This is a genomic window from Streptomyces sp. NPDC002125 (assembly GCF_053593715.1).
The window spans coordinates 135,891-148,276 of sequence record NZ_JBSFDD010000002.1; the positions used below are offsets into that span (position 1 = coordinate 135,891).

At 69.2% G+C, this 12,386-nt stretch carries 15 protein-coding genes and 1 tRNA gene; 10 read left to right on the top strand and 6 right to left on the bottom strand.

Annotated elements, in window-relative coordinates; all coding sequences use genetic code 11:
* The first annotated feature begins 2 nt into the window (after nucleotides 1-2).
* From ACWCQM_RS03710 to ACWCQM_RS03730, 5 genes are all read left to right on the top strand, one after another.
* Nucleotides 3-1,433, top strand: a complete 1,431-nt coding sequence (locus ACWCQM_RS03710; protein WP_450913727.1) for an amino acid permease — start codon at nucleotides 3-5, stop codon at nucleotides 1,431-1,433.
* Nucleotides 1,434-1,547: 114 nt separating this feature from the next.
* Nucleotides 1,548-1,982: a Mov34/MPN/PAD-1 family protein gene (locus ACWCQM_RS03715; protein ID WP_450913728.1), complete on the top strand. Its 435-nt coding sequence runs from the start codon at nucleotides 1,548-1,550 to the stop codon at nucleotides 1,980-1,982.
* A 119-nt stretch (nucleotides 1,983-2,101) separates the two neighbouring features.
* The gene (locus ACWCQM_RS03720; protein ID WP_338014630.1) at nucleotides 2,102-2,215 is read left to right on the top strand and encodes a putative leader peptide; all 114 of its coding nucleotides are present in this window, start codon (nucleotides 2,102-2,104) and stop codon (nucleotides 2,213-2,215) included.
* A 113-nt stretch (nucleotides 2,216-2,328) separates the two neighbouring features.
* Nucleotides 2,329-2,607 carry a MoaD/ThiS family protein gene (locus ACWCQM_RS03725; protein WP_073746345.1) on the top strand — a complete coding sequence of 93 codons (279 nt, stop codon included), beginning with the start codon at nucleotides 2,329-2,331 and terminating at the stop codon, nucleotides 2,605-2,607.
* Nucleotides 2,607-3,557 carry a PLP-dependent cysteine synthase family protein gene (locus tag ACWCQM_RS03730; RefSeq protein ID WP_073746347.1) on the top strand — a complete coding sequence of 317 codons (951 nt, stop codon included), beginning with the start codon at nucleotides 2,607-2,609 and terminating at the stop codon, nucleotides 3,555-3,557. Before ACWCQM_RS03725 ends, ACWCQM_RS03730 begins: the two co-directional genes overlap by 1 nt.
* Nucleotides 3,558-3,619: 62 nt before the next feature.
* On the opposite strand, the gene ACWCQM_RS03735 is transcribed toward ACWCQM_RS03730, so the two are convergent.
* Entirely contained in the window at nucleotides 3,620-4,102 is a 483-nt protein-coding gene (locus ACWCQM_RS03735; protein WP_450913729.1) for a type II toxin-antitoxin system PemK/MazF family toxin, read from the bottom strand.
* Between the two features lie 172 nt (nucleotides 4,103-4,274).
* On the opposite strand from ACWCQM_RS03735, the gene ACWCQM_RS03740 reads away from it, so the two are divergent.
* Nucleotides 4,275-5,027: an MBL fold metallo-hydrolase gene (locus tag ACWCQM_RS03740; RefSeq protein WP_450913730.1), complete on the top strand. Its 753-nt coding sequence runs from the start codon at nucleotides 4,275-4,277 to the stop codon at nucleotides 5,025-5,027.
* Between the two features lie 89 nt (nucleotides 5,028-5,116).
* On the opposite strand, the gene ACWCQM_RS03745 is transcribed toward ACWCQM_RS03740, so the two are convergent.
* Together ACWCQM_RS03745 and ACWCQM_RS03750 are read right to left on the bottom strand one after the other, a co-directional pair.
* Nucleotides 5,117-6,379, bottom strand: coding sequence for a PTS transporter subunit EIIC (locus ACWCQM_RS03745; protein ID WP_450913731.1), 1,263 nt, complete (start codon nucleotides 6,377-6,379; stop codon nucleotides 5,117-5,119).
* A gap of 248 nt (nucleotides 6,380-6,627) precedes the next feature.
* Nucleotides 6,628-7,887 (bottom strand): PTS transporter subunit EIIC, encoded by a 1,260-nt coding sequence (locus ACWCQM_RS03750; protein WP_450913732.1) that lies wholly within the window; start codon nucleotides 7,885-7,887, stop codon nucleotides 6,628-6,630.
* A 179-nt stretch (nucleotides 7,888-8,066) separates the two neighbouring features.
* Here ACWCQM_RS03750 and ACWCQM_RS03755 point away from each other — a divergent pair, with 179 nt between their 5' ends.
* From ACWCQM_RS03755 to rdgB, 4 genes are all read left to right on the top strand, one after another.
* Nucleotides 8,067-8,342 carry a glucose PTS transporter subunit EIIB gene (locus ACWCQM_RS03755; RefSeq protein ID WP_073746355.1) on the top strand — a complete coding sequence of 92 codons (276 nt, stop codon included), beginning with the start codon at nucleotides 8,067-8,069 and terminating at the stop codon, nucleotides 8,340-8,342.
* 125 nt (nucleotides 8,343-8,467) lie between these two features.
* A complete protein-coding gene (gene rph / locus ACWCQM_RS03760; protein ID WP_450913733.1) occupies nucleotides 8,468-9,205 on the top strand; it encodes a ribonuclease PH in 738 nt (245 codons plus the stop codon).
* A gap of 101 nt (nucleotides 9,206-9,306) precedes the next feature.
* Nucleotides 9,307-9,699 carry a hypothetical protein gene (locus ACWCQM_RS03765; RefSeq protein WP_450913734.1) on the top strand — a complete coding sequence of 131 codons (393 nt, stop codon included), beginning with the start codon at nucleotides 9,307-9,309 and terminating at the stop codon, nucleotides 9,697-9,699.
* A 20-nt stretch (nucleotides 9,700-9,719) separates the two neighbouring features.
* On the top strand, nucleotides 9,720-10,322 hold the full coding sequence (gene rdgB / locus ACWCQM_RS03770) for an RdgB/HAM1 family non-canonical purine NTP pyrophosphatase (protein ID WP_450913735.1): 603 nt from the start codon (nucleotides 9,720-9,722) through the stop codon (nucleotides 10,320-10,322).
* A gap of 51 nt (nucleotides 10,323-10,373) precedes the next feature.
* Here the strand turns inward: rdgB and ACWCQM_RS03775 are convergent.
* The 3 genes from ACWCQM_RS03775 to ACWCQM_RS03785 all read right to left on the bottom strand — a co-directional run bounded on the left by ACWCQM_RS03775 (nucleotide 10,374) and on the right by ACWCQM_RS03785 (nucleotide 12,372).
* Nucleotides 10,374-10,457 (bottom strand) — tRNA-Leu (locus ACWCQM_RS03775).
* Between the two features lie 158 nt (nucleotides 10,458-10,615).
* A complete protein-coding gene (locus ACWCQM_RS03780; protein WP_450913736.1) occupies nucleotides 10,616-11,404 on the bottom strand; it encodes an ABC transporter permease in 789 nt (262 codons plus the stop codon).
* A complete protein-coding gene (locus tag ACWCQM_RS03785; protein WP_450913737.1) occupies nucleotides 11,401-12,372 on the bottom strand; it encodes an ATP-binding cassette domain-containing protein in 972 nt (323 codons plus the stop codon). The genes ACWCQM_RS03780 and ACWCQM_RS03785 overlap by 4 nt, the downstream gene beginning before the upstream one ends.
* Nucleotides 12,373-12,386: the final 14 nt, after the last annotated feature.

Consider the following 12,386-nt stretch of genomic DNA (forward strand, 5'->3'; position numbering starts at 1 on the left):
CCATGACATCGGCGCAGGTCGACAACGGACAGGCGGACGGCCCGAAGGCCGTCGACGCCCCGGCGGGCGAGGGCTACCAGCGTGGCCTCGGCGCCCGTCAGATCCAGATGATCGCCATCGGCGGAGCCATCGGAACGGGACTCTTCCTCGGCGCGGGCAAGGCCATCGACAGAGCGGGACCCAGCCTCATCCTGGCGTACGCCGTCGCGGGCCTCGTCATCTTCTTCATCATGCGGGCCCTGGGCGAACTCCTCATGTACCGCCCGGTCTCCGGCTCCTTCTCGGAGTACGCGCGTGAATTCCTGGGCCCCTTCTTCGGGTTCGTGACCGGATGGACGTACTGGCTCTTCTGGGTCGTCACGGGAATCACCGAAGTCACCGCAGCGGCGACCTATATGACGTACTGGTGGGATATCCCGCAATGGCTGTCAGCCTTGGTGTTCACCATCATTCTGTACGGCGCCAACCTGATCTCGGTGAAGCTCTTCGGCGAGCTCGAGTTCTGGTTCTCGATGGTCAAGGTCACCGCGATCCTCGGCATGATCCTCATCTGTGCCGGTGTGCTCACGATCGGCTTCTCCGACGCCGGTGACACCGCCACGGTCGCCAACCTGTGGAACGACGGCGGGTTCTTCCCCGAAGGCATCGGCGGCACGCTGATGACCCTCCAGATCGTGATGTTCGCCTTCCTCGCCGTCGAGCTGGTCGGCGTCACCGCGGGCGAGTCCAAGGACCCCAAGACCGTCCTGCCCAAGGCCATCAACACCGTGCCGTGGCGCATCGCCGTCTTCTACGTCGGCGCGCTGATCATGATCCTGTCGGTGGTCCCGTGGGCCACCTTCAAGCCCGGCGTCTCGCCGTTCGTCGCCGCGTTCCAGGAGATGGGCCTCGGCATCGGCGCCGCGATCGTCAACTTCGTCGTGCTCACCGCCGCGCTCTCCTCCTGCAACTCCGGCATGTACTCCACCGGCCGGATGCTGCGTGACCTGGCGCTCAACGGGCAGGGCCCCAAGGCCTTCACCAAGCTGACGAAGAACGGCCTGCCGCTGGTCGGCACCACCTTCTCCGCCGCGCTGATGCTCGTCGGCGTCTGGATCAACTACCAGTGGCCGGGCGACGCGTTCAACTACGTCGTCTCCTTCGCGACCATCTCCGGCATGTGGGCCTGGATCATGATCCTCGTCTGCCAGATCCGCTTCCGCGCCAAGGCCGACCGGGGCGAGCTGCCCCAGTCCTCCTTCAAGGCGCCCGGCGCGCCGTTCACCAGCTGGTTCGCCCTCGCCTTCATCGGTCTGGTCATCGTCATGATGGCCGTCGACAAGGACGCCAGGATCTCGCTGTACTGCGCACCCGTGTGGGGTCTGATCCTGGGCGTCTCCTACCTGGTGCTCAAGGCGCGCAACCCCGAGAACTCCGCCTTCGCCAAGCGCTGACCCGCGCGACGGCCGCCCCGGGACACCGGCCGCCCCAACGGCCCCTGTCCGGCATCCGGGCCCTCGCGTACCACTCCCCGGTACGCGAGGGCCCGGATGCTTATCCTGGGGGCCATGCTGACCCTTACCCAGGCGCTCTACGACCAGATCGTCGCGCACTCCCGCGCGGACCACCCCGACGAGGCGTGCGGAGTGGTCGCGGGCCCGGCCGGGACGGGCCGCGCCGAGCGCTTCGTCCCGATGCTCAACGCCGCGCGCTCACCCACGTTCTACGAGTTCGACTCCACGGACCTGCTGAAGCTCTACCGCGAGATGGACGACCGCGACGAGGAGCCGGTGATCATCTACCACTCCCACACGGCGACCGAGGCCTACCCCTCGCGCACCGACGTCACGTACGCCAACGAGCCCGGAGCCCACTACGTGCTGGTCTCCACCGCGGACACCGACGACGCGGGCCCCTTCCAGTTCCGCTCGTACCGCATCGTGGACGGCGAGATCACCGAGGAAGAGGTCGAGATCGTCGAGGCCTACCCCTCCGCGGCCTGACCCCCGGCGCGGCGCCGGAGAGCACCGCCCGGCGCCGCTTGTCCAACTGGCGAACGCTCACCATCCACCATGTGGAATCACACACCGTCGCAGGGGTGGGGAATCGATACGATGAGCGCATGGTTCTCCATGACGTGAGCGAAAAGACGCCGGGCGCGATGCTCGTCGCGCGGCTGCACGTCGACCTGTGCAGGCTGTCCAGCGCGATGTGTCCGGCTTCTGCCTGCCCGTGAACCGCCCGGCCTGAGCCGCGGTCCGAGCGCGACCACGTACGCACCACCCCTGCGCGGGGGCACACAAACGCGCGCCCCACGCCACCTCCCCGCTTTCGACAGGAGCCCACGCCATGGCCATCGAGGTCCGCATCCCGACCATCCTCCGCACCTACACCGACGGCGCCAAGGCGGTCGAAGGCAGCGGTGAGACCCTCGCCGACCTCCTCGCCGACCTGGACACCCGCCACAGCGGCATCCGTGAGCGCATCGTCGACGGCGCCCAGCTGCGCCGCTTCGTGAACGTCTATCTCAACGACGAGGACGTCCGCTTCCTCGACGGCATCTCCACCAAGCTCGCCGACGGCGACAGCATCACGATCCTCCCGGCCGTCGCCGGCGGCATGCGCTGATGCGGTACGACTCCCCGCTGGCGGCCGTGGGCAACACGCCCCTGGTCCGCCTGCCGCGGCTGTCCCCGTCCGAGGACGTCCGGATCTGGGCCAAGCTCGAGGACCGCAACCCCACCGGCTCGATCAAGGACCGCCCCGCGCTCCACATGGTCGAGCAGGCGGAGAAGGACGGCCGGCTGACACCCGGCTGCACGATCCTGGAGCCGACCAGCGGCAACACCGGCATCTCGCTCGCCATGGCGGCCAGGCTCAAGGGCTACCGCATCGTGTGCGTCATGCCGGAGAACACCTCGCAGGAGCGGCGCGACCTGCTCACGATGTGGGGCGCCGAGATCATCTCGTCCCCCGCGGCGGGCGGCTCCAACACCGCCGTGCGCGTGGCCAAGGAGCTCTCCGCCGAGCACCCGGACTGGGTGATGCTCTACCAGTACGGCAACGCGGACAACGCGGGCGCCCATTACGCCACCACCGGCCCGGAGATCCTCACCGACCTCCCGTCCATCACCCACTTCGTGGCGGGCCTCGGCACCACGGGCACGCTCATGGGTGTCGGCCGCTACCTCCGGGAGCACAAGCCGGACGTGAGCATCGTCGCCGCCGAGCCCCGCTACGACGACCTCGTCTACGGGCTGCGCAACCTCGACGAGGGCTTCGTCCCCGAGCTCTACGACGCGTCCGTGCTGACCACCCGCTTCTCCGTGGGCTCCGCCGACGCGGTCACCCGCACCCGTGAGCTCCTCCAGCAGGAGGGCATCTTCGCGGGTGTCTCGACGGGCGCCGCACTCCACGCCGCCATCGGCGTCGGCCGCAAGGCCGTCAAGGCGGGGGAGTCCGCGGACATCGTCTTCGTCGTCGCCGACGGCGGCTGGAAGTACCTCTCGACCGGCGTCTACACCGCGCCCACCACGGAAGCGGCGATCGAGACCCTGCACGGCCAGCTCTGGGCCTAGGTTCTGCGAACGGACGGAGGGCGCGGCGCGGGAGGAGATCCCGCGCCGCGCCTTCCGTCCGTTCACCCCAGCCCGCGCACCCGCCCCCACACGGCCGGGTCGAGGTCGCCGGCCTTCCGGCGGAAGCCCGACACCGCCACGTCCCGCAGCTCGTCCGTCTCCAGGAAGCTCTGCCGGCCACGGGCGTCCCCCACCGCACCGGGCGGCAGCGCGATCACTCCCGGCCGCTCCTCGTGGTGCTTGCTGGTGATCTTGGCGACGACCGCCGTGCCGTTGCGTACGGACAGGACGAGGCACGGCCGGTCCTTGGAGCCCGGCCCGTCCTCGTAGGGCACGTCCGCCCACCAGATCTCGCCGGGCCTCGGGTCCCCGTGCGGCCGTCCCTTCTTCCGCCCCGGGGCCCGCTCCGGCGTGCGCCCCGGCGGACGCGTCCGCCCGGCCGGACGCCGCGGACCGCGACCGCCCCGCCCCCGCGCATCGGAGACCGTCGCCACCAGGGCCAGCAGGACCACGGCGGCCAGGGCCATCCACCACCACGTGTTCATGCCTCGACCGTACCGGCGACCGGCGCCGCCCGGGCTTCCATCGAACCGGTGACAGCACAGGTGAGTTCCCCCACAACGGCAGGCCCTGGAGGAGCGACCGGTGGCCGAGCGCCTTACGCTCGACGGACCGCACGAACCCTCCCCGTTCCCAGGCCTCGGAGGTTCACGCTCCATGAAGCTCACCGTCGTCGGCTGCTCCGGCTCGTTCCCGTCCGCGGGTTCGGCATGCTCGAGCTACCTCGTAGAGGCCGACGGCTTCCGGCTGCTCCTCGACATGGGCAACGGCGCCCTCGGCGAGCTGCAGCGCCATGTGGGTCTCTACGACCTCGACGCCATCTTCCTCAGCCATCTGCACGCGGACCACTGCATCGACATGTGCGCGTACTTCGTCGTGCGCTACTACCGCTTCGACGGCGGACGCCCCGCCGCGATCCCCGTGTACGGACCCGAGGGCACCGAGCAGCGGCTGACCACCGCCCATGCCGACACCCCGTCCGACCACGCGATGGGCGAGGTCTTCGACTTCCACACGCTGAAGTCCGGATCGTTCGAGATCGGCCCCTTCTCGGTCCGTACGGAGAAGCTCCGCCACCCCGTCGACACCTTCGGCATCCGGGTCGAGCACAACGGGCGCTCGCTCACGTACTCGGGCGACACCGGTACCTGTGACGCGCTGGCCGAACTCGCGGAGGGGACCGACCTGTTCCTCTGTGAAGCATCGTTCATCCACGGCAAGGAGGACATCCCGGACCTCCACCTCAACGGCCGCGAAGCGGGTGAGTACGCGGCGAACGCGGGAGCGGGCCGGCTCGTCCTGACCCACATCCCGCCGTGGACGGACGCCGAGCGCAATCTCTCCGACGCCCGCGAGGTGTACGAGGGGCCGGTCGAGCTGGCGGTTCCGGGCGCGGTGTACGAGGTCTAGAGACTTCCGCCCGGGCCGGGCGCCCGGGAAAGCCGAAGCCCCACTCTCCCGCGCGGGAGAGTGGGGCTTCGGCATGCGCTGCCCAGGGCCTACGCCTTGGTGAGGTCCTCGACCTCCTCCTCGGGCTCACGGCCCGGGGTGGTGAGGTTGAACTTCGTGATGGCGAAGCGGAAGACCACGTAGTAGATCACCGCGAAGACGAGACCGATCGGGATGATCATCCAGGGCTTGGTCGCCAGGTTCCAGTTCAGGAAGTAGTCGATCGCGCCGGCGGAGAAGCTGAAGCCGTGGTGCACGCCCAGGCCCCACGTGACCGCCAGCGACACGGCGGTCAGCACCGCGTGGATCACGTACAGCAGCGGCGCGATGAACATGAACGCGAACTCGATCGGCTCCGTGATGCCGGTGACGAACGAGGTCAGCGCGAGGGACATCATCATGCCGCCGACAGCCTTGCGGCGCTCGGGGCGGGCGCAGTGCGTGATCGCCAGAGCGGCGGCGGGCAGCGCGAACATCATGATCGGGAAGAAGCCGGACATGAACTGACCGGCCGAGGGGTCACCGTGGAAGAAGCGCGGCAGGTCGCCGTGCCACACGGCACCCGCGGAGTCCGTGAAGGAACCGATCTCCTGCCAGGCCACGGTGTTCACGAACTGGTGCATGCCGACCGGCAGCAGAGCGCGGTTGACGACACCGAAGACACCGGCGCCGGCGGCGCCCAGACCGGTCATCCACTCACCGAAGTCGGTGATGATGTTGCCTATCGGCTCCCAGGCCAGGCCGAAGAGGACACCCATGATGGTGCCGACGAAGGCCATGATGATCGGCACGAGGCGGCGGCCGTTGAAGAAGCCGAGCCAGTCGACCAGCTTGGTGCGGTGGTAGCGCTGCCAGATGACGGCGGCCAGGAGGCCCATGATGATGCCGCCGAAGACCTTGGGGTCGTTGTACGTCGCGGCGACGTCGACGCCCTTGTTGGCCGTGGTGTTGACGACGGCTTCGGAGGTCGGGAAGGCGGTCAGCACGTTCTTGTAGACCAGGAAGCCGACCAGGGCGGCGAGCGCGGTGGAGCCGTCGGCCTTCTTGGCGAAGCCGATGGCGATACCGACGCAGAACAGCAGCGGCAGGTTGGCGAAGACCGCGTCACCGGCGCTCGCGAAGACCGTGGCGACCTTGCCCCAGCCGAGGCCCTCGGCGCCGAAGACGTCCGGCTGCCCGAGGCGGAGCAGAATGCCCGCTGCCGGCAGCACGGCGATCGGCAGCTGCAGGCTGCGACCCACCTTCTGCAGGCCCTGGAACACGCCGGCGCCCCGCTTCTTCGCGGGGGCGGCCGGAGCGGTGTCCGTACTCATCAACTTCCTCCAGTAGGCAAGGCGCCGCCAGGGACAGGGGGGTTTTCGGGGGGCGGCGACTCGAGGAACGCGGCGACAGAGACGGCCGCGTGGTCTGGACCACTCAGTGGTGTAGACCAGTTTTAGCACGGTGAGGGTTAGATAAGGAACCTTCAATTTGTCCCGTAGTGCGCCCGACACCCTCGGTGACATGGCGAAGGCCCCCCGGACCGTCTGGTCCGGGGGCCTCGCGGAGGGTCTGGAAGCCTTTACTTCGTCAGGTCGTCCTCGATCGTCTTCTCCTCCTCGACGGGCTCGCGCCCAGGTGTCTGGAGGTTGAACTTGGTGATCGCGAACCGGAAGATCACGTAGTAGACGACCGCGAAACACAGCCCGATCGGGATGATCAGCCAGGGTTTCGTGTCCAGATGCCAGTTGACGACGTAGTCGATCAGCCCGGCCGAGAAGCTGAACCCCGCGTGCACGCCGAACGCCCAGGTGACGCCCATCGAGATGCCGGTGAGGATCGCGTGCACCCCGTACAGCAGCGGTGCGACGAAGAGGAACGAGAACTCCAGCGGCTCCGTCACGCCCGTCACGAACGACGTCAGCGCGACGGACAGCATCAGGCCGGACACTTCCTTGCGTCGCTCCGGACGGGCGCAGTGGGCGATGGCGAGTGCCGCGGCCGGCAGGCCGAACATCATGATCGGGAAGAAGCCCGAGGTGAACTGCCCCGCCGACGGGTCGCCGGCGAAGAACCGCGAGATGTCGCCCTGGACCGTGCCGCCGTCGTCGCCGGTGAACTCGCCCGCCTGGAACCAGAAGAAGGTGTTCAGGAACTGGTGCATCCCGATCGGGATCAGCAGCCGGTTCGCGAAACCGAAGATCGCCGCGCCCCAGGCGCCGAGGTCGATCAGCTGCTTGGCGAACCAGGTCAGCGCGTCGCCCACGGGCTGCCACAGCAGGCCGAACAGCGTGCCCAGGATCACGCAGAGGAACGCCATCAGGATCGGGACCAGGCGGCGGCCGTTGAAGAAGCCGAGCCAGTCGACCAGCTTGGTGCGGTGGTAGCGCTGCCAGATCACCGCGGTCAGCAGCCCGATGATGATCCCGCCGAGGACGCCCGGGTTCTGCGGTACACCGTCCGGGGTCGCCTCGGTCACCGTGTCGTCCACGGGGAACGCGGCCAGCACGCCCCGGTAGACGAGGAAGCCGACGACGGCGGCGAGCGCGGTGGAGCCGTCGGCCTTCTTCGCGAAGCCGATCGCCACGCCGATGCAGAAGAGCAGCGGCAGGCCCACCTCGCCGTCGAGGATCGCCGTACCGCCGTTGAGGAGGACCTTTGCGAACTTGTCCCAGAAGGCGCCGTGCAGCGAGGAGTCGAAGAGATTGCCGAGGCTGACGAGGAGGCCCGCCGCGGGCAGCACCGCCACCGGCAGCTGAAGGCTGCGCCCGACCTTCTGCAAGCCCTGGACCGGCCCGTTCCACCACTTGCGCTGCGGTGCTGCCGCCGCGTTCGCACTCATCGGCATCCTCCCGGAACACGCCAGGTTTGGCGGTCGTTGCAAACTGGTGTAGACCAGTTGCGGTACGGTGCGGAGCCCCGCCGAAAGACAGGGCGCCGGTGATCGTCATCATTGAGGACCGTGCGGTTACCCGCCCGCGAAGTTGGGCCAACCGTGCGTTACCGTGACGAAACGGACCCATGGTGGGCCGCCCCACGCACGTGAAGACCAGGGAGAAGGACATGGCCAGCAAGGCTGAGAAGATCGTCGCCGGGCTCGGCGGTATCGAGAACATCGACGAGATCGAAGGCTGCATCACCCGCCTCCGCACCGAGGTCCACGACCCGAGCAAGGTCGACGAAGCCGCGCTCAAGGCCGCCGGAGCCCACGGCGTCGTCAAGATGGGCACCGCGATCCAGGTCGTCATCGGCACCGACGCCGACCCCATCGCCGCCGACATCGAAGACATGATGTGACCGGCTGAACAGGCCGGCCCACCCAGGTCCCACGCGCAGGCCCCGCTCCGTCCCCGACCGGCCCGGAGCGGGGCCTGCCGTGCACCCGAACGGACCTGGCCGCTCCAGCCGATAGGCTCGGCGCCATGTCTCGTATCGACGGCCGCACACCCGAACAGCTCCGACCCGTCACCATCGAACGCGGATGGAGCAAGCACGCCGAAGGCTCCGTACTCATCTCCTTCGGCGACACCAAGGTCTTCTGCACCGCCTCCGTCACCGAAGGCGTCCCGCGCTGGCGCAAGGGCAGCGGCGAAGGCTGGGTCACGGCCGAGTACTCCATGCTGCCCCGCTCCACCAACACCCGCGGCGACCGTGAGTCCGTACGCGGCAAGATCGGCGGCCGCACCCACGAGATCAGCCGTCTCATCGGCCGCTCGCTGCGCGCCGTCATCGACTACAAGGCCCTCGGCGAGAACACCATCGTCCTGGACTGCGACGTCCTCCAGGCCGACGGCGGCACCCGCACCGCGGCCATCACCGGCGCCTATGTCGCCCTGGCCGACGCCGTCGCCTGGGCCCAGGGCAAGAAGATCATCAAGCACGGCCGCAAGCCCCTCACCGGAACCGTCGCCGCGATCAGCGTCGGCATCGTCGACGGCACCCCCCTCCTCGACCTCTGCTACGAGGAGGACGTCCGCGCCGAGACCGACATGAACGTCGTCTGCACCGGAGACGGCCGCTTCGTCGAGGTCCAGGGCACCGCCGAGGCCGAGCCGTTCGACCGCGCCGAACTCAACGCGCTCCTCGACCTCGCCACCGCCGGCTGCGCCGATCTGGCCAAGCTCCAGGAGGAGGCGCTCGCCCGCACACTCGGCGAGTAAAGAAGCAACCAAATACGCAGCGCACAGCGTCGTAACGGATACGGGCGCACGGGTCGAACCGTGCGTCCGTCCATGTATCCGCCCCCGGGAGGGACCGCACCATGGCCTCGCGCCGCCGTCACCACCGCACCGCACTCGCCGTCACCGCCACCCTGCTGACGCTCACCGCCGCGGTGGGCTGCGGCGCCGTCGACAAGGCCCTGGACTGCGTCCGCACCGCCGACGCGATCGCCACCAGTGTCGACAACCTCCAGCAGGCCATATCCAACGCCTCCAACGACCCCACGCAGGCGTCGGAAGCCCTGGACCAGATCGACAAGGAGCTCAAGGAGCTCGGTGACACCACGGACAACGCGGACCTGAGCAAGGCCGTCGACGACCTTCAGGCAGGCGTCACCAACGTCCGCGACTCCATCGAGAAGGGCGATGCCACCCCCGACATCACCCCGGTCACGGACGCCGCCACCGAGATCGGCAAGGTCTGCACCCCGTAACCGGCAGCGATAATCGACGCATGACGCGTCTGATCCTCGCCACCCGCAACGCCGGGAAAATCACCGAACTCCACGCGATCCTCGCCGACGCCGGTCTCACACACGACCTCGTCGGCGCGGACGCGTACCCCGACATCCCCGACGTCAAGGAAACCGGCGTCACCTTCGCCGAGAACGCCCTCCTCAAGGCCCACGCCCTGGCCCGGGCCACCGGCCACCCCGCCGTCGCGGACGACAGCGGCCTCTGCGTCGACGTGCTCGGCGGGGCCCCCGGCATCTTCTCGGCGCGCTGGTCCGGCGTGCACGGCGACGACCAGGCCAACCTGGACCTGCTCCTCGCCCAGCTCTCCGACATCGACACCCCGCACCGCGGCGCGTACTTCGCGTGCGCCGCCGCCCTGGCCCTCCCCGACGGTACGGAACGCGTGGTCGAGGGCCGCCTCACGGGCATCCTGCGCCACACCCCGGCCGGCGAGCACGGCTTCGGCTACGACCCCGTCCTCCAGCCGGACGGCGAGACGCGGACCTGCGCCGAGCTCACGCCCGCGGAGAAGAACGCGATCAGCCACCGGGGCAAGGCGTTCCGGGCGCTGGTGCCGGTGGTGCGGGAACTGGTGGTCTGAGCGGGACGCCGAGTGGCCCGCCCCCTGAACAGGGCGGGCCACTCGGGTCGGTGCGGCCGGTGGGACTCGAACCCACACGGGATTTCTCCCACTGGGACCTAAACCCAGCTCGGCTGCCAGTTACGACACGGCCGCATACCCCCGCCATGCTAGCGGGAGGATGTCCCGCGCGGTACGCGCCCGGGGCGCCCGTACGCACGACGAACGAGGGCGGTGTACTCCGGCCTGCTGCCGGTGTACGCCGCCCTCGGGTGGTACGCGGTCGCGGGGGGTGCCCCGCCCGGCCATGGCCGTTACTTCGGGTCGGCGCTGAACTTGGAGGTCGACCAGCGGTAGCCGAGCACCGCCAGGCCGACGGACCAGGCCACGGCGAGCCATCCGTTGTGGCCGATCTCGGTGCCGAGCAGCAGCCCGCGCAGGGTCTCGATGGCCGGGGTGAAGGGCTGGTACTCGGCGATCGGCTGGAACCAGCCCGGCATCGCGTCGATCGGGGTGAAGGCGCTGGAGATGAGCGGCAGGAGGATCAGAGGCATCGCGCTGTTGCTGGCGGCCTCCGCGTTCGGGCTGGCCATGCCCATGCCGACCGCGATCCAGGTGAGTGCCAGGGCGAAGAGGGCGATCAGTCCGAAGGCCGCCAGCCACTCCAGGGCCGAGGCGTCGGTGGAGCGGAAGCCGATGGCCACGCCGACGGCGCCGACGAGGACCACGCTGGCCATTGACTGAAGGACGCTGCCGACGACATGCCCGACGAGCACGGAGCCCCGGTGGATCGCCATGGTGCGGAAGCGGGCGATGATCCCCTCGGACATGTCGGTCGCCACCGAGACCGCCGCGCCGATGACGGTGGAGCCGATGGTCATCAGCAGGATGCCCGGGAGGACGTAGGCGATGTACTCGGAGCGGCCGGCGCCGCCGCCGATGCCCGCCCCCATCACGTCGCCGAAGATGTAGACGAAGAGCAGCAGCAGCATCACCGGGGTGAGCAGCAGGTTCAGGGTGAGGGAGGGGTAGCGCCGGGCGTGCAGGAGGTTGCGGCGCAGCATGGTGGACGAGTCGCGCACGGCGAGGGAGAGGGTGCTCATCGGACGGTCTCCTTGGACTGGGTGGTGCTCTGGGCGGGGACGCCGGTGCCGGTGAGGGCGAAGAACACGTCGTCGAGGTCGGGGGTGTGCACGGTGAGTTCGTCGGCTTCGATGCCGGAGGTGTCGAGCCGGTCGAGGATGGCGCGCAGCTCGCGCTGACTCCCGTCGCTGAGGATCTGGAGGGCGAGCGCTTCGTCGTCGCGGGTGGCGTCGGCCAGGGCGTCCGCGGCGGAGCGGTAGGCGTCGGGGTCGGTGAAGCGGAGGCGTACGTGGCCGCCGGGGATGAGCCGCTTGAGCTGTTCGGCCGTGCCTTCGGCGGCGATCCTTCCGTCGTTCAGTACGGCGATGTGGTCGGCGAGTTCGTCGGCCTCCTCCAGGTACTGGGTGGTGAGGAAGACGGTGACGCCGTCGGAGACGAGCTCGCGGATGATGCCCCACATGGTGTGGCGGGCGCGGGGGTCGAGGCCGGTGGTCGGTTCGTCGAGGAAGATGATCCGCGGGCTGCCGACCAGGGTCATGGCGATGTCGAGGCGGCGCTTCATGCCGCCGGAGTAGGTGGACGCGGGCTTCTTCGCGGCCTCCACCAGGTCGAAGCGTTCGAGGAGTTCGGCGGTGACCCGCCGCCCCTCGGCCTTGGAGAGGTGGTGCAGATCGGCCATGAGGAGCATGTTCTCCTCGCCGGTGATCAGGCCGTCCACGGCGGAGAACTGCCCGGTGACGCCGATCGAGGCACGCACGGCCTGCGGGTCGGTGGCGATGTCGTGCCCCGCGACGCGGATCTCGCCGGAGGTGGGGTCGGCGCCGATGAGGGTGGAGAGGATCTTGACGGCGGTGGTCTTGCCGGCGCCGTTCGGGCCGAGCAGGGAGAAGATGGTTCCTTCAGGGACAGCCAGGTCCAGGCCGTCGAGGACGGTCTTCTCGCCGTAGGACTTGCGCAGACCGTTCGCTGCGATGGCCGGGTTCGTCATGCCGGTGCTCCTTG